The organism is Diaphorobacter sp. JS3051 (assembly GCF_015832135.1).
GTDB classification, from domain to species: Bacteria; Pseudomonadota; Gammaproteobacteria; order Burkholderiales; family Burkholderiaceae_C; genus Diaphorobacter; species Diaphorobacter nitroreducens.
In genome coordinates, this window is record NZ_CP065406.1 from 3,155,057 (window position 1) to 3,170,808 (window position 15,752).

Sequence of the window (15,752 nt, forward strand, 5' to 3'; positions counted from 1 at the left end):
CTTTGGGGGTGTTTACCGGGGCTATGCGGCTACGCGCGGCGCGCCGGCTGGATAGTTGGGTTATGTGCAAAAGTTGCCTGCAGCCCAGGTAGGGAGAGCGCTAGCAGCTATTGATAAAGTAGCAAAAGACTGCTGCAGGTCTGCCCACGAAATACCGGCTCCCTAAGTCCCCATCATCGCCGAACCCGCGCAGCGCTGGCTGGCGTGGGCGGCGGAGTGTGGCGTATGCAGTAGTAGTAAGCGTTGGGCACTTCTGTCAGGTGGTTGGGGCGGGCGCGGCCCGGGCCATCCAGTGAAGAAGCAGTGTCGTAGAGACCGGTTTGTACGTGGTACACGCCCCCTTGCCGCAGAACCACGCCGCCGCCGTAGAAGCCTGCAGCTTCGGCAGCTTCCAGCTCGCCAGCGGTGGGTAAAGTACCGTTTTGCGATTGGCAGTAGCGCAGTGCCGCATCGCGCGATACAAGGCGGTCGGCATGACCCGGCGCGGCTGTGAGCCACTGAGCGCCTGCCAGCGGATTCTGGTGGGCAGTGAATCTCGTACCATGAAAGTAGTCGAAGACCTCGCGCGCCAGCGTCTCGCCCAGCAAAGGTGTGGGTGCTGTCACGGTGAAGCTCTGGGACGCGCCGCTGCTCAGTTTGACGAGTGTGGCTGTGACCTGCATCAGCGCGCCCTCTAGCCGGGTGTAGGTGATGTAGGCCACCAACGTCAACCGGCCTGCCTTCGCCTTGAGGGTTTCCAGATTTTGTGCATCCAAAGCGGAGGCGCGCTGTAACTGTTCGGGCGTGATACCCGCAAACTCAAACCGCAGTTTGCGCACCCGAGGGTTGATAAGGCGCGTCTGCTTGTCTATCTCGCCAATGAATTGCGCGTTCAGGCTGCGTCCAAGTTGAGCGAGTGCCAGGCGCTCATGGTGGGCCTGAAGGGTGTCCACCGCCTGCAACGCTGCAAGCACCTGCGCGGGATCTGCCTTGAGGGCGTGCAAATCGGCAAAAACCTTGCGGTCTTGTTCATATTCGCCTAGATCAGCAGCGCGAATCACGGGAATGTTGGGCCATATGACGAAAGGCTGATCGGCTGGCTCGCGAAAGTCTTGTGCTTGGGCCAACGTGCAGCACAACGCTATCGCCAGGGCGGCGGTTCGGGTGCCCCATGCAAGCAGGTGTCTCATTTAGAACGGGCTAACTGTGTTGAACGCACGCGCCAGCCAGCCCATGGCCTGGGCCTCGGCCTGCTCGCCCAGGCCGCGCGAGATCACGCGCACATTGGCCACGTAGCGCGAGTCGATCATGCTGCCGTGAAGTCCATCACTCTTTCGTCTTAGATGGCGAGGATCGACAGTGCCCGAGAAACGCAAGACGTCCACACTCCTGCTTACACCCACCTGTTTTTCGCCCGTGATAACCAGATGCCCATTGGGCAAAACCTCAGTGACTGTGGCGGTGATATAGCTTTCAAATTCGTTGTCGCTGACGGTGTTTCCTCCGCCCTCAAAATCGTTCGTGTAAGACGCTCCGATGGCCGTTTTGCTGGCGATATTGCTCGAAAGAAAGGGCAGCGCGGTGATGCTGCCGCTAACCGTGGGCTTGCGGTTGACCTTGGCAGAGCCCGTCTGGCTCGCCTTGATCTTTTCCTGGATCTCGATGGTCACCATATCCCCCACCAGCCGGGCGCGCTGGTCTTCAAACGCGGGCCGGTAGCTGGCGGCCTGAAACAGGCTGCCCGTGGCCGGGCCGGCTGGTGCCGACGGGCGGGGCAGGGCGGCAACGGGCGGCGGCGTGGTGGGCAGCACGTCCACGGGCGGCGGCGGGTTGATGCTGGCGCAGCCGGCGGCCAGCGCGGCCGCAGTGGCTGCGCACAGCAGGCGCATGAGGGTGGATGCGGAGGTCATGGCTAGGCTCCTGGTCAAAAGGCTTACAGCTGCGACAGCTTGGCCAGCATCTGGTCGGATGTCTGGATGGCCTTGGAATTCATCTCGTAGGCGCGCTGGGTCTGGATCATGGTGACCAGTTCCTCCACCACGTTGACGTTGGAGTTCTCCAGGAAGCCCTGCTTGATGATGCCCAGGCCGTTGGTGCCCGGCTCGGCCTGCTGCGGCGCGCCGGAGGCGGCGGACTCGCGGTACAGGTTCTGTCCCACGGGCTCCAGGCCCGCGGAGTTGATGAAGCTGGACATGCCCAGCTGGCCGATCTGCTGGGGGTTGGGGTTGCCCGCCACGGTCACGCTCACCATGCCGCGCTCGCTGATGCTGATGCTCTTGGCGTCCGCCGGCACGGTGATGCCGGGCGCCACGGGCAGACCGCTGGAGGTGACCACGCGGCCCTGCGAGTCGAGCTTGAACGCGCCGTCGCGCGTGTAGCCGGTGGTGCCGTCGGGCAACTGGACCTCAAAGAAGCCGTTGCCGTCGATGGCCACGTCCAGGCTGTTGCCCGACTGCTGCAGGCTGCCCTGCGTGAAGTTGCGGCTGGTGGCGACCACGTTCACGCCCAGGCCCAGGTGCAGGCCCGTGGGCAACTGGTTCTCCTCGGTGGTCTGGCTGCCGACCTGGCGCAGGTTTTGGTAGATCAGGTCCTCGAACACCGCGTTGTTGCGCTTGAAGCCCGTGGTGGACACGTTGGCGAGGTTGTGCGAGATCACGTCCAGCTGGGTTTGCTGGGCGGTCATGCCGGTCTTGGCGATCCACAGCGAATTCATCATGGCGGTAGTCCTTCAGGGTTAGCCGTTGAGGCTCAGCAGCTGGCCTGCGCTCTTGTCGTCGCTCTCGGCGGTCTGCAGCAGGCGCATTTGTTGTTCGAACTGGCGGGCGGCGGCGATCATGCCGACCATGCATTCCACCGGGTTCACGTTGGATCCCTCCAGCACGCCCGAGCGCAGGCGCGCGTTGGGGTCGGCGGGCAGCGGGTCGCCGCCGGCCGTGCGGAACAGCCCGTCGTCGCCGCGCTTGAGCGGGTTGTCCGCCGCGGGCGTGGCCAGTTTCAGGCGGGCCACGGGCTGGGGTACTTCGCCCGCCAGGCGGGCGGTGATGGTGCCGTCGGCGCCCAGCGTCACTTCGGCATTAGGGGGCACGTCGATGGGTGCGCCGCCGTCCGAGAGCACGGCCATGCCGGTGCTGGTGACCAGCTGTCCGGCGGCAGTGACCTGAAAGGACCCGGCGCGCGTGTAGGTTTCCACGCCGTCCAGCCCCTGCACGGCGAACCAGGCATTGCCCACGGCCATGGCGTCCAGCGGACGGCCCGTGGTCTGCGCGGGGCCGGGTGTGTCCACATGGCCCGAGGTGGCCTCCAGCGCGAACACGCGCGTCGTGGAGCCGCCGCCTTGCAGCGGCACCGAGCGGAAGTTGGACATCTCGGCGCGAAAGCCGGTGGTGGAGGCGTTGGCCAGGTTGTTGGCCAGCACCGCCTGCCGGTGCGCGGCGGCATTCGCGCCGGTCATGGAGGTGTAGATGATGCGGTCCATGGCGTGGCCTCGGCGTCAGTGGGTTATCAGCGCAGGTTGACGAGGGTGGACATCACCTGGTCCTGCGTCTTGATGGTCTGGGCGTTGGCCTGGTAGGCGCGCTGGGCGGTCATCATGTTGACCAGCTCGGCCGTCAGGTCCACGTTGGAGTCTTCCAGGGCGCCCGCGCGCAGTGCGCCAAGATTGCCGCTGCCGGGTTTGTCAGGCACAGCGGGGCCGGATTCAATGGTAGCGACCCAGTTGTTGTTGCCGATCGGTGTGAGGCCCTGGGTGTTACGGAAGCTCGCCAGCGCGATTTGTGCCTGTGCACGCGTCACTCCATTGGAGTAGCTGGACATGATCGTCCCATCGGCGCCGATGTTTATGCCCGTGAGCTGACCATCTGCATAACCGTCCTGCGTCAGGTCGGATACCGAGAACTTGGTGCCGAACTGGGTGACTTTGCTGAGATCGAGGCTGACCTGAAATGAGGTGGGCGGATTGTTGGGGTTGGCCTTGCTTGGATCCACTGTCAGCGCCAATTTGAAATCAGCTGGTTCCGCGGTCGGTGTGCCTAAGGTTTCCTGCTTGATTGTCCAGTCAATGGTTTTGGGCGGTGTGGATAAGTCGGTGACTGCCTCCCACTCCCAGGTTACGGGAGTTTTCGCAAAGGTGCCATCTGCCTTACGTGTGATTTTGGTTCCTGTGGTGGTGTAGTTGTTGGCGGCGGTGGGGGTGGCGCCGGGTTCAGGCTGAGTCAGGCCAATAATGGCGCCGTTACCGTCCATCTCCAATTTACCCACGAACCTTCCGATCACCGGCGGGTTGGCCTTTGGATCATTGAGCGTGTCGTAGATATCCCAGGAATTGGAGCCGTTTTTCTCGAAGTACATGTTCAAGGGCGTGGGAATGCCCTGGCTGTCGTACACATTAATGGAGGTGCCATAGGTCGAGCGCGGCGTGATCGGGTCAGCGGCCGCATCCTTGGCTTGGGCGCTTAGATTCAGCTGTACCTTGACCTCGGTGGTCTGTTTGGCCGGTACCCCCTGCGAGGTGGGAAAGGTCAGGGGTTGCAGCCTGCCATTCACATAGCCCATGACCTTCTCGCCGCTATTGGTGACCAGGTTGCCCTCGTTGTCCAACTTGAAGTTGCCGGCGCGCGTGTAGGCTGGCGTTTCGTCGGCCGTCTGCAACATGAAGAAGCCATTGCCGTTGATGGCAACATCCATGCTGTTGCCCGTGACGGTGATGTTGCCCTGCGTGAACTGCTGGGCCACGGCACCCACCTGCACGCCAATGCCGGCATTGATGCCACCGGAGGTGCCGATGGCCGCTGCGACCATTTCGGCAAACTCGGTGCGCGAGGCTTTGAAGCCGACCGTGCCCGAGTTGGCAATGTTGTGGCCGATGACGTCGAGGTTCTTGGCCGAGGCGTTCAGCCCCGAGAGGCCTTGCTGGAAACCCATGGTTTTCTCTCCTGATGGTTCGTTCAGATCACGCCGCGCACGTTGGCGTAGTTGACGGTGCTGCCGTTGCTCAAGGTCAGTGTCAGCGCTCCGGACTGGGAGCCCGTGGCGACGACCTGCATCTGGGTCAGCGGTGTGGTCGTGACGGCGCTGCCGTCGGCCGTGGTGGCCGTCACGCGGAATTGCAGGTCGCTCTTGTTGCCGCTGTACTTTCCGGAATCCCAGTCGAAGCTGTGGCGGCCGCCCTCCTGGGCGCCCATGTCGATGGTGTCCACCACCACGCCGCCTGGCGTGACGATCTCCACCTTCACTCCGGTGGCTGCGCCTGCCAGGTCGAAGATGCCCTTGCCCGCGTTGTCGGTAAAGGCCATGCTGTTGCCTGCCGAGAGCACCGAGCGCCCGATCAGCGACGTGCCCTGGATCTGCTGCATGGTGCTGAATTGCTCGGCCATGGTCTGCATGGTCAGGTTCAGCGTCTGCAGGCCCGTTACCGTGTTGATCTGCGCCATCTGCGTGGTCATCTGCGCGTTGTCCAGGGGGTTCATCGGGTCCTGGTTGTTCAACTGCGCGACCAGCAGCTTGAGGAAGCGGTCTTGCATGGCCGCGGGGTCGTTGGTCGCGTTGGCCGAAGCGCCGGTGTTGGTCGTGGCGGTGGTGCCGATGGGGTTGAGGATCATGGCGTGCTTTCGGAGGGCGGTTTACTGGCCCATCTGCAGGGTCTTGAGCAGCAGCGTCTTGGCCGTGTTCATGACCTCCACGTTGTTCTGGTACGAGCGCGAGGCCGAGATCATGTTGACCATCTCCTCCACGGCGTTCACGTTGGAGTGGGTCACGTAGCCCTCGGCGTCGGCCATGGGGTTGGCCGGGTCGTGCACGCGGCGGCCGGGCTGGTCGCTCTCCTGGATGGACGACACGCGCACGCCCGCGGCGCTCTCGGGCCCCATGGGCGCGGTCTGGAAGACCACCTGGCGCGCCTTGTACGCCTGGCCGTCGGGGCCGGCCACGGCGTCCACGTTGGCCAGGTTGCTGGCCACGACGTTCAGCCGCTGCGACTGCGCGCTGATGGCGCTGCCCGAGACGTTGAAGATGGAGAACATGGACATGGCGGGTGGTGCTCTCTTTCGGGATTACTGGCCCTGGATGGCGCTGAGCATGGTCTTGGACTGGCCGTTGATGAAGCGCAGCGTGGCCTCGTAGCGCACGGCGTTGTCCACGAACGCGGCGCGCTCGCGGTCCATGTCCACGGTGTTGTTGTCCAGGCTCGGCTGGGTCTGCAGGGCATAGCCCAGCGTGCTGTCCGAGCTGCCACTGGCGGCTGCCGGCAGCGGGATGTGGCGCGGGTCGCTCACGCTCTGGCTGCGCAGGGGGCTGGGGGCCTGGGCTTCGTTCACGGCGCGCATGGCATCGGCAAACTTGAAGTCGCGCGCCACGTAGCCGGGCGTGTCCGCGTTGGCGATGTTGCTCGCGATGGCACGCTGGCGCTCCGAGCGCAGCAGCAAGGCGCTTCCGTGAAAGTCCAGGCGGTTGGTCATCTTGTCGAGCATGTGGGCCTCGGCGTGTAAAAAAGGGGTTCGGCCGCCATGGCCCAGGGGGCTTGTGGCGTGCGTCGATTATGGAAATCGCCCCGTTTTTCTAAAGCGCGAAGAGCGCTGGGATTGGCCCGTTGTTCCGCGCTTGGCGCATGCGGTGGCCGGCCTACAGTGGCAGGTGTGAAAAGGCGTCCGGGGCCCGTTGTGCCGGACTGCCGCCAGACCCGTTGGAGTCCCGTCATGCCGCTTCCTATCCTGCGCTCATCCCGCCTTGCCTGCCTTCGCTTCCTGATGGGCGGCGCGCTGGCGCTGGGCTCTGCCCTGGCGCTGCCCGCCCATGCCCAGCAGGGAGGCGATCAGACCGCCGAGCTGGGCTCGATCACCCAGCACTGGCTGGACGATGCGCTGGCCCAGGCGCAGGCTGGGGGGCTGCCGCTGCGCATGGAAGTCAGTGTGGGCACGCTGGATTCGCGCCTGCGCCTGGCGCCCTGCGCGCGCGTGGAACCCTATCTGCCCGCTGGTGCCCGCCTGTGGGGGCGCACCCGCCTGGGCCTGCGCTGCGTGGACGGCCCCACCCGCTGGAACGTGTTCCTGCCCATCACGGTCAAGGCTTTCGGCCCCGCTTGGGTGCTGGCCGGCAATGTGGGCACCGGCGCAGTGCTGAGCGAGCAAGATGCCATCGAGGCCGAGGTGGACTGGGCCGCAGAACCCGCGGCCATCGTGGCCAACCCCAAGGACTGGGTGGGGCAGACCGCCACCCGTCCGCTGTCCGCCGGCCAGGCGCTGCGCCAGAACATGGTGCGCGCCCCCGACCTGTTCAAGGCCGGCTCTGCGGTGCGCGTGGTGGTGCAGGGGCCGGGTTATGCGGTCACCTCCTCGGGCCAGGCCATGAGCGCGGGCGCTCAAGGACAGAATGTGCGCGTTCGCATGGCCAATGGACGCATTATTGGGGGTACTGTGCTTGAGGATGGGACAATAGAAGCCACTTTGTGAGCCGCGAGGCACCACAAAGCGCTAAAGTCTGCTCCCTGCCGGCCGAAAACATGGCTACTGGCCCCACATCTCACAGGGGTGGTGGAGAGTGCGATGAAGATTGGACACAACCCGGATACTGCGACTGCGCTGTCAAAGGCCGCTGCCAACAAGCAGCAGGCCAAGGCCGCCGCACCTGCGCCGGCCGCTGAAGAAGCGGCCCAGGGCGCGACGCGCGCCGCCGCAGGCGTGCCCGTCACGCTGTCGGCCGCCGCCCGCGGGGTGGACGCCACCAAGTCCACGGCCGACTTCGACACCGCCAAGGTCAAGGCGATCAAGGCCGCCATCGAAAAAGGCACCTTCCGCGTGGACGCCGAAGCCGTGGCCGACAAGCTGCTGTCCAGCGCCTACGAAACCCTGTCCCACTCGCGGGGCTGACCCGCCCTCCTGGGCCCGGCTGGCCCGCCGGGGTGACAGGCTCTAGACTTGCACCCCATGTCACTCGACGACACCCTCACCTTCATCGAAGCGCAGCTGCAGGACATGCAGGCTGCGCTTCTTGCTTCCAACCCCCAGACTTTTGAAGACACTGCGGTGCAGCTGCGCGGCGCTGCCATGGCGCTGGCCCAGGCCCTGGCGCCTGTGGCGGGCGCGCTGGAGCCCGCCGCCGCGCAACGCGTGCAGACCATCGGCCGGCAATTGACGCTGGTGCGCGACCAACTGGCGCGGGTGATGGCGCTGACCGAGCGACAGGCGGCGTCGCTGCTGCCGCCGGTGGAGGGGGTGACTTATGGGCCTTCGTCCGGCGCCGCGGGGGCGCGGATTTATCGGGCACCGGGGTGACTTTTAGCCCGAATTGCTGGCTGAGGCTTATGGGATAAGCGCTGGCAGCTATCTTTTTTGACGGGTTCTGGAGGTTTGATGCTGTTGACCGGGACCCGCCCCGGCGGGCGCATATCCCGGCCCGCGCCATGAAAAGCCGCAGCGCAAGCAAAAAAAATAGCTGCCTGCGCTTGTCCGGCAAGCGCAAAACAGCTATTTCATCCAAAGAATCAGTGCCCCCGCATCTTGGTCCGCAACCGCGCAATCGCCTGGCTGTGCAGCTGGCACACGCGCGATTCGGTCACGCCCAGGACGGCCGCGATTTCCTTCAGGTTCATGTCGTGCTCGTAGTACATGCCCATGATGTACTGCTCGCGCTCGGGCAGGGCTTTGATGGCCTCGACCAGCGAGGCGCGCAGGCGCTGGTCGCGCAGCACGGCCATGGGATCGGCGCCCTCGTCGGCCACGTGGCGGTCCAGGAAGCCCTCGTCCTCGTCATCGTGGTGAAAGTCTTCCAGGTACACCAGCTGCGTGCCGCGCACCTTGCTCAGCAGGGCCTGGTAGTCCTCCAGGCTCATGCCCAGTTCGGCGGCGATCTCGGACTCGATGGGGCTGCGGCCCAGGCGCTGCTCCACGCGGTGCAGGGCATGCTCGATGTCCTTCTGGCTCTTGCGCGAGCTGCGGCTCATCCAGTCGCCCTCGCGCAGCTCGTCGAGCATGGCGCCGCGGATGCGCTGGCTGGCAAAGGTCTCGAACTGCACGCCCTGCGCGACTTCGTAGCGCGAGAGCGCGTCGTTCAGACCGATCATGCCGACCTGGATCAGGTCGTCCAGCTCCACGTTGGGCGGGAGCTTGGCGATCATGTGGTGGGCGATGCGCCGCACCAGGGGCACGTGCTGGTGGAACAGCGCGTCCCGGTCGAGCTGGCCTTTCGCGGTGTACATCGGGTCAGTGGCTCCGGTCCAGGGGCGAGAGGGAGGCGCACAGGCTGTGCGGGGGCAGCAGGGGCATGGCAGCGTCAATGGTGCATGCGTTTTCCAGCAGTTGCAAGGCCAGCCGCTGGATGTCCTGCGCGCGCGCGGCGGCCACGGTGGTGGTGTGGACCTGCAGGCCCAGGTGGGTGCGCGCGCTGCGCTGCAGCGTGTCCAGCGCCTCGGCGGTCTGGCGGTGCTGCACAGGCTCCTGCGGCGCGAGGATGGACGCCACCGTGCAGCGCACGCCGGCGTGCAGCGCCATGTGCTTGAGCTGGCGGTAGCTGCGCACCATGCCTTGCGCGCCGGGGCCGGTCATGATCAGCGGTACGCTGGCGCTGCCGCGCAGCAGCGGCGCCAGTTGCTCGGGCGGCGCATGCAGCACCACCAGCGCGTAGGCGCGAAACAAGGGCTGCAGGCGCTGCAGCACGGCGGCGCCATGGTGTTCGGACTGCTGCGCGAGGCGGGCCAGCCCGCGGGCCGCGGGCACCACGGCCAGCGACGCGCCGGTGGCGGAGGCCAGCGTCTGCGCGCCGTTCCAGGGAGCCGGGTGCAGCAGCTGGTCCAGGCCGGGCATGTGCGGGCTCTCGAGCGCCGTGCCGTCCAGCACCACGACGGGGTAGCCCAGGCGCTGCAGGCTGGAGCACAGCTGCCACAGCATCTCCAGCCACGGGCCGCTGCCCGGCTGGCTCAGCACGGCCAGCAGGCGCAGGTCCTGCTGCGGCGTGTAGCTGTGCAGCCCGGCGGCCTGGTGCAAAGCGGTATCAAGCAACATCGGCCATCCCCCGCTCATCGGCCGTTTCCGTGGCGTGCGAGAAGAAGAAGTTCAACTCGGCGGCCTTGGGGTCGAAGGCCGACTTCACGCTCGTGCGCATGGAGGCGCTCACCAGCTTGCGGGCGTCGGCCGCTTCCCAGTCCTCGGGCACGCGCTGGCCGTTGGTCACGCCGCGCAGCACCATCTGGTGGCGGATCAGCGCATCGATGGCGGGGCCCAGCTTCACGGCCTCGTCCACCTTGGACAGGATGGCCTGCTGCGAGCCGGTGGTCTTGAAGCCGGTGAGCACGTCGTCCAGCGTATCGCCGTGGCTGCTGGCGTTGAGCACCAGCAGGCGCTTGACACCGGGCAGCGCCAGCACGTCCAGCAGGTCGCGCTTGCGCGGGTCGCGCGGGGCCACGCCCGTGGTGTCGATGAGCACCATCTTCTTGGACGACAGCAGGCCCAGCAGGTCCTGCAGCGCCGCGCGGTCGTGCGCCAGGTGCGCCACCACGCCCAGCATGCGGCCGTAGGAGCGCAGTTGCTCGTGCGCGCCCACGCGGTAGGTGTCCAGCGTGATCAGGCCCACGCTGGCGGGGCCGTGGATGCGCGCGCACAAGGCGGCCAGCTTGGCGGTGGTGGTGGTCTTGCCCACGCCGGTGGCGCCCACCATGGCGAAGATGCCGCCTTCCTCGTACAGCGGCAGCGTCTGCGCGTCGGTGCGCAGGTTGCGCTCCAGCACTTCCATGAGCCAGCGCACGGCGTCCTGGGCGCCCAGATGCTCGGGCAGGTGTTCCAGCACCGCGCGCGAGAGGGCGGGCGAATAGCCCGCACGGATGAGCTTGAGCATCAGTGTGGACTGGATCGGGTTCTGGCGGGCCTGGCCCAGCCAGGCCAGGGTGTTGAAACGGTCCTCGATCAGCTCCTTCATGGACTGCAGTTCCTTCATGAGGTTCTGCTGTCCCAGGCCGGCCGCCAGCGTGGGCGCGGCTGTGGCGGGCGCCTCGGCGCGGCGCGGCGTGAGCTGCTCTGCGCCCAGGGCGGCATGCATGGGCCGCAATGGGTTGTGGCGTGCCACCGGGGCATTCACGGGCTGTGGCGCGGGTGGCTCGGGCAGGCGCTCGGCGCGGGGTTCGAAGCGTTGTTCGGGCAGGCCGCGCTCCAGCGCGGCGCGCTCGTTCAGGGGCGCGGGGGCGCTCGTGCCGTGCAAGGCCTCGTGGCGGCGGCGCAGCATGCGCTCGCGCACATAGTCTTGGAACGACAGCGTGCTCATGGCCAGTTGCTCGGTGTCGTGCGCCACGGTGCTGCGTGCCGCGGGCGCCGGCTGGCGTGCGGGCTGCGGGACAGGGGCTGCATGGGGCTGCGTCTGGGACATGCGCACCGGCTGGCTCGCGGCCAGGTCGTCGGCGCGCTCCTGCAGACGGTTGGGTGCCGGCTCGGCGCCGCCGTGCAGGGACGACAGCGCGTCCTCGGCCGTGGCCACCACCTCGACGCCGCCCGCCGTGGGGCGGTTGGACAGGATCAGCGTGCCTTCACCGAAGGCCATGCGCGCCTTGGCCAGGGCCTCCCGTGCGGTGGGAGCGGTAAAGCGTTTGATGTTCATGCGGATGCACCTTTGAGGATCGGGCCGATGCGGATGGTGTGGGTCTCAGGAATCTCGCTGTGGGCGAGCACCTGCAAGCGGGGAGCCACGCGCCGCACCAGGCGGGCGATGGCGTTGCGGATCTGGTCGGGCACCAGCAGGCAGGCGGGCATGCCCAGCTCTTCCTGCTGCAGGGCGACTTCGGCGGCCTTGTGGGTGAGCAGGTCGGCCACGCCGGGGTCCAGCGCCGGGCCGCTGGCATTGCCCAGGGCCTGCATCAGCAGGCGCTCCAGCCCGGGCTCGATGGCGATGACGCTGAGCTCGCGCGTGGGGCCGTAGATCTGCTGCACGATGGCGGGGGACAGGGCGATGCGCACGCGGCGCGCCAGTTCCACGGGGTCTTGCGTGCTGCCGGCGTGTTCCGCCAGCGTCTCGATGATGGTGCGGATGTCGCGGATGTGCACGGACTCCTCCAGCAACAGCTGCAGCACTTTCTGGAATGTTGTGATGGACACCATCTTGGGCACGACTTCTTCGATGAGTTTGGGTGCCAGCCGGGTCACATGCTCCACGAGCTGCTGCGTCTCGGTGCGGCTCAGGAGCTTGGCGGCGTGCACTTGCATCAAGTGTGACAAATGGGTCGCCATCACGGTTTCCGAATCAACCACGGTAAAGCCCGCCATTTGTGCCGCTTCCTTCTGCGCGGCGTCGATCCAGTGCGCGGGCAGGCCGAAGGCGGGGTCGGTGGTGGGAGTGCCGATCAGCGGCGTGGAGATGCCGCCGGGGTTGATGGCCAGGTACATGCCGGGGAATGCCTCGCCTTCGCCCACCACCACACCGCGCAGCGTGATGCGGTAGGCGCTGGGCTTGAGCTCCAGGTTGTCGCGCACATGCACGGCTGGCGGCAGGAAGCCCACCTCCTGCGCAAACTTGCGGCGCACGCCCTTGATGCGCGTGAGCAGGTCGCCCTGGCGGCTCTTGTCCACCAAGGCGATCAGGCGGTAGCCCAGCTCCAGGCCCAGCAGGTCCACGGGCTGCAGGTCGTCCCAGCTGGCCTCGCCGTCGCTCACGGGCGCGGGGGCTTCTTCCACCGGGGCGGGGCGGCGCTGGCGCTGCAGCAGCACCCAGGCGCCGTAGCCGAGGAGGCTGCCCATGACCAGGAACACGGTGTGCGGCATGCCGGGGATGAGGCCCAGCAGGATCAGCACGCCCGCGGTCACGCCCAGCACGCGCGGCGACATGAGCAACTGCTGCACGATCTGCTGGCCCATGTCGGTTTCTTTGCCCACGCGCGACACCACCATGGCCGACGCCACCGAGATCAGCAGGCCCGGAATCTGCGCCACCAGCGCATCGCCCACCGCCAGCAGGATGTAGCTGTTGGCCGACTCGCTGGCCGACAGGCCGTGCGACAGCATGCCGATGGCAAAGCCGCCCACGATGTTGATGATCAAAATCAAAATGCCGGCAATCGCATCGCCGCGCACAAACTTGCTGGCACCGTCCATGGCGCCGAAGAAGTTGGCCTCTTCCTGCACCTCGATGCGGCGGCGCTTGGCTTCTTTCTCGTCGATCAGGCCGGCGTTCAGGTCGGCGTCCACGGCCATCTGCTTGCCGGGCATGGCGTCCAGCGTGAAGCGGGCCGACACCTCGGCGATGCGCTCCGCGCCCTTGGTCACCACCACGAAGTTGATCACCACCAGGATCGCGAACACGATCAGGCCCACGGCGAAGTTGCCGCCGATCAAGAAGTGGCCGAAGGCCTCGATCACCGCGCCGGCCGCGCCCGGGCCGGTGTGGCCTTCCAGCAGCACCACGCGGGTGGACGCCACGTTCAGCGACAGGCGCATCAGCGTGGTGAGCAGCAGCACCGAAGGGAAGGCCGCGAAGTCCAGCGGCTTGATCATGTACGCGGCCACCATCATCACCATCAGCGCCACGGCGATGTTGAGGGTGAAGAAAGTATCCAGCATCCACGCCGGAATGGGCAGCACCATCAGCGCCAGGATGGCCACTACCAGCAGCGGGGCCGACAGCCCCTGCAGTGCCATGCCGTTGGTGCCGGCCCATTGCCTCATGGATTGGATGGAATTGGGCGTTGTCATGGTGTGGCTCCTGCCGTTGCGGCAAGCGGCTTGTGGTGCGGGTCAAGCTCGGGCGGCACGAAGGGGTCAGGCTGCGCGTCGGGCATGCGGCCTTCGCCGCGCATGGCGGCCTTCAGGCGATAAACATAGGCCAGCACCTGCGCCACCGCGTTGTAGAGCTGGGCGGGAATGGGCTGGTCCAGTTCGGCGTGGGCGTACAGCGCGCGCGCCAGCATGGGCGACTGCAGCACCGGCACCTTGTGCTGCTGGGCAACTTCTCTGATCTTGAAGGCCAGCAGATCCGTGCCCTTGGAGATCACCTGCGGCGCGCCCATGGAGGCCTCGTCATAGCGCAGGGCCACGGCATAGTGGGTGGGGTTCATCACCACAAAGTCGGCCTTGGGCACGGCAGAGATGCTGGCGCGGTCGGCAATCTCGCGCTGCTTTTGCCGAATCTTGCCCTTGACCTCCGGGCTGCCCTCAGACTCCTTGTGCTCCTGCTTGACTTCCTGGTGGCTCATCTTCATGCGCGACTTGAAGAAGAACGCCTGCAGCGGCACGTCCACCACCGCAAACACAAACACCACCAGCAGCTGCAGGCTGGCGCCCGCAACGATCCAGTCGCCCACATGGCGCAGCGACGCTGGCGAGGGCTGCAGCACCAGCAGGGCCATTTCTTCAATGCTGTGGCCCATGTAGTTCCAGGCCACGGCGGTGAGGATGGCGGTCAGCAAAATCATCTTGGCCACGTTGGCCAGCTGCTGTTTGGAAAACAGATTGGCAAAACCCGACAGCGGGTTGAGCCGGTTGAACTGCGGGCTGACGGGCTTGAAGCTGAAAATCCAGCCGCCCGCACCTACGGCGCTGGCCAGCGCTGCGCCGCCGGTCAGCAGCGCAAACGCCACGCTGGCCAGCAGGCCCACCCCCACCATGGACTGCATGCGCGCCAGCATCTGGCCGGGCGCCTGCACCGTGGCGGCATCAAACACCAGCTGCATGCGCATGGCGCGCTGCAGGTATTCGACGAACCAGGGCGCCAGCGCCAGCAGGGCCACTGCACCCATGCCCAAAATGGCCAGGTGCGACAAGTCCCGCGACCGGGCCGCCTGGCCGTCGGTGCGCGCCTTTTGGAGCTTGCGCTCGGTGGCGGGTAGGTTTTTGTCTTGGCTCGAATCCATGGTGGCATGACCTCAGGGCCACTCCATTGTCGGGAGCCGCGAGAAAAGCTAAAGCCCGAATAACGGGGCTGCGGGGGCGCTATTTGCCAAGGCCGTCGCCGTCGCGGCAACAGTCGCGCGGGCTGGTTTTGCTATTGAAGCGATAGCTACTGGCGCTTATCTGGTAAGCGCTAGAGGCTAAAACACTTGATTAGGTACATGCCGCTGCAGGCCCCTCACCCCTCCCCAAAGGGGCGAGGGCGATCGGTTGCGCCGGTATTGCTCCCTCGCCCTCTGTAAAACACCCACAAAGCCAAGGCACCACCCAGGGCGCCCCACGGCATGCGGCCGTCAAAACCCCAGGCTGGCCAGCAGGTCATCCACCTGCGACTGGTCGGTGACCACGTCGGGCGTGGACTCGGGGTTGACCACGGGGCCCTGCAGGCGTTCGCGCTGCGGCTCGGGCGTGGTGGGCGCCTGGGCGCCGGGCGGCGCGGTCTGTATCAGCAGCTGCACCAGTTGCTGCTCCAGCGTGCCCGCCAGGTTGGCCACGCGGGCAATCACCTGGCCGGTAAGGTCGTGAAAGTCCTGCGCCATCATGATCTCGGTCAGGTGGCCGTCGGCCTCCTTGGTCACGCGATCCACGTCGGTCAGAAAGTTGTACACCTCGCCCTTGGCCACGGCTGCCACCGGGTCGGCCACCAGCGCGTTGACCACGCGTTTTGTCTCGGAGGCCATGTAGTCGTGCAGCGACTTGGCCTGCTCCACGCGGCCCAGCACTTTTTCGGCCGCCTCGCCCGTCAGCCGCGCGATGTAGGACAGGCGGCTTTGCGCGTCGGGCAGCTCGCCCATGCTGCCGCGCAATTGGTCGGCATAGCCCAGCTCGTTGAGCGCGTTGTGCAGTTGGCGGGTCAGCTGGCCGATTTTGTGGTGGATGTCGTCCGCCCCGCCGGCGGGCAAACCTTGATCCGCTGCCTGCATG

17 protein-coding genes are annotated in these 15,752 nt (G+C 66.4%); 3 read left to right on the top strand and 14 right to left on the bottom strand.

Annotation, left to right across the window (positions count from 1 at the left end):
- Positions 1-173: 173 nt before the first annotated feature.
- From I3K84_RS15030 to flgB, 8 genes are all read right to left on the bottom strand, one after another.
- Entirely contained in the window at positions 174-1,106 is a 933-nt protein-coding gene (locus I3K84_RS15030) for a hypothetical protein (protein WP_231403339.1), read from the bottom strand.
- A 63-nt stretch (positions 1,107-1,169) separates the two neighbouring features.
- Positions 1,170-1,868 (bottom strand): flagellar basal body L-ring protein FlgH, encoded by a 699-nt coding sequence (locus tag I3K84_RS15035; protein ID WP_231403340.1) that lies wholly within the window; start codon positions 1,866-1,868, stop codon positions 1,170-1,172.
- A 44-nt stretch (positions 1,869-1,912) separates the two neighbouring features.
- Positions 1,913-2,695, bottom strand: coding sequence for a flagellar basal-body rod protein FlgG (gene flgG, locus I3K84_RS15040; protein ID WP_011806919.1), 783 nt, complete (start codon positions 2,693-2,695; stop codon positions 1,913-1,915).
- 18 nt (positions 2,696-2,713) lie between these two features.
- Entirely contained in the window at positions 2,714-3,454 is a 741-nt protein-coding gene (locus I3K84_RS15045; RefSeq protein ID WP_011806918.1) for a flagellar basal body rod protein FlgF, read from the bottom strand.
- A 26-nt stretch (positions 3,455-3,480) separates the two neighbouring features.
- Positions 3,481-4,899, bottom strand: coding sequence for a flagellar hook protein FlgE (gene flgE / locus I3K84_RS15050; RefSeq protein ID WP_172208725.1), 1,419 nt, complete (start codon positions 4,897-4,899; stop codon positions 3,481-3,483).
- Between the two features lie 23 nt (positions 4,900-4,922).
- On the bottom strand, positions 4,923-5,576 hold the full coding sequence (locus tag I3K84_RS15055; protein WP_172208723.1) for a flagellar hook assembly protein FlgD: 654 nt from the start codon (positions 5,574-5,576) through the stop codon (positions 4,923-4,925).
- Positions 5,577-5,597: 21 nt separating this feature from the next.
- Positions 5,598-6,002 carry a flagellar basal body rod protein FlgC gene (gene flgC / locus I3K84_RS15060; RefSeq protein ID WP_011806915.1) on the bottom strand — a complete coding sequence of 135 codons (405 nt, stop codon included), beginning with the start codon at positions 6,000-6,002 and terminating at the stop codon, positions 5,598-5,600.
- Positions 6,003-6,026: 24 nt separating this feature from the next.
- The gene (gene flgB, locus I3K84_RS15065) at positions 6,027-6,443 is read right to left on the bottom strand and encodes a flagellar basal body rod protein FlgB (RefSeq protein WP_041836110.1); all 417 of its coding nucleotides are present in this window, start codon (positions 6,441-6,443) and stop codon (positions 6,027-6,029) included.
- 225 nt (positions 6,444-6,668) lie between these two features.
- Between flgB and flgA the strand changes: the two genes are divergently transcribed.
- From flgA to I3K84_RS15080, 3 genes are all read left to right on the top strand, one after another.
- Positions 6,669-7,421 (top strand): flagellar basal body P-ring formation chaperone FlgA, encoded by a 753-nt coding sequence (flgA, locus tag I3K84_RS15070; protein ID WP_123676772.1) that lies wholly within the window; start codon positions 6,669-6,671, stop codon positions 7,419-7,421.
- Positions 7,422-7,514: 93 nt separating this feature from the next.
- Positions 7,515-7,838: a flagellar biosynthesis anti-sigma factor FlgM gene (gene flgM / locus I3K84_RS15075; RefSeq protein WP_196994899.1), complete on the top strand. Its 324-nt coding sequence runs from the start codon at positions 7,515-7,517 to the stop codon at positions 7,836-7,838.
- A 57-nt stretch (positions 7,839-7,895) separates the two neighbouring features.
- The gene (locus tag I3K84_RS15080) at positions 7,896-8,243 is read left to right on the top strand and encodes a hypothetical protein (protein ID WP_196994900.1); all 348 of its coding nucleotides are present in this window, start codon (positions 7,896-7,898) and stop codon (positions 8,241-8,243) included.
- A 209-nt stretch (positions 8,244-8,452) separates the two neighbouring features.
- On the opposite strand, the gene I3K84_RS15085 is transcribed toward I3K84_RS15080, so the two are convergent.
- From I3K84_RS15085 to I3K84_RS15110, 6 genes are all read right to left on the bottom strand, one after another.
- Positions 8,453-9,166, bottom strand: a complete 714-nt coding sequence (locus I3K84_RS15085) for an RNA polymerase sigma factor FliA (RefSeq protein WP_011806910.1) — start codon at positions 9,164-9,166, stop codon at positions 8,453-8,455.
- Between the two features lie 4 nt (positions 9,167-9,170).
- On the bottom strand, positions 9,171-9,968 hold the full coding sequence (locus I3K84_RS15090) for a hypothetical protein (protein WP_011806909.1): 798 nt from the start codon (positions 9,966-9,968) through the stop codon (positions 9,171-9,173).
- Entirely contained in the window at positions 9,958-11,550 is a 1,593-nt protein-coding gene (gene flhF, locus I3K84_RS15095) for a flagellar biosynthesis protein FlhF (protein WP_011806908.1), read from the bottom strand. The genes I3K84_RS15090 and flhF overlap by 11 nt, the downstream gene beginning before the upstream one ends.
- Complete coding sequence (flhA, locus tag I3K84_RS15100) at positions 11,547-13,634, bottom strand: flagellar biosynthesis protein FlhA (protein WP_196994901.1); 2,088 nt, start codon at positions 13,632-13,634, stop codon at positions 11,547-11,549. Before flhA ends, flhF begins: the two co-directional genes overlap by 4 nt.
- Complete coding sequence (locus I3K84_RS15105) at positions 13,631-14,791, bottom strand: flagellar biosynthesis protein FlhB (RefSeq protein WP_196994902.1); 1,161 nt, start codon at positions 14,789-14,791, stop codon at positions 13,631-13,633. Before I3K84_RS15105 ends, flhA begins: the two co-directional genes overlap by 4 nt.
- A 330-nt stretch (positions 14,792-15,121) precedes the next feature.
- On the bottom strand, positions 15,122-15,751 hold the full coding sequence (locus tag I3K84_RS15110; RefSeq protein WP_196994903.1) for a protein phosphatase CheZ: 630 nt from the start codon (positions 15,749-15,751) through the stop codon (positions 15,122-15,124).
- Between the last annotated feature and the right edge of the window lies 1 nt (position 15,752).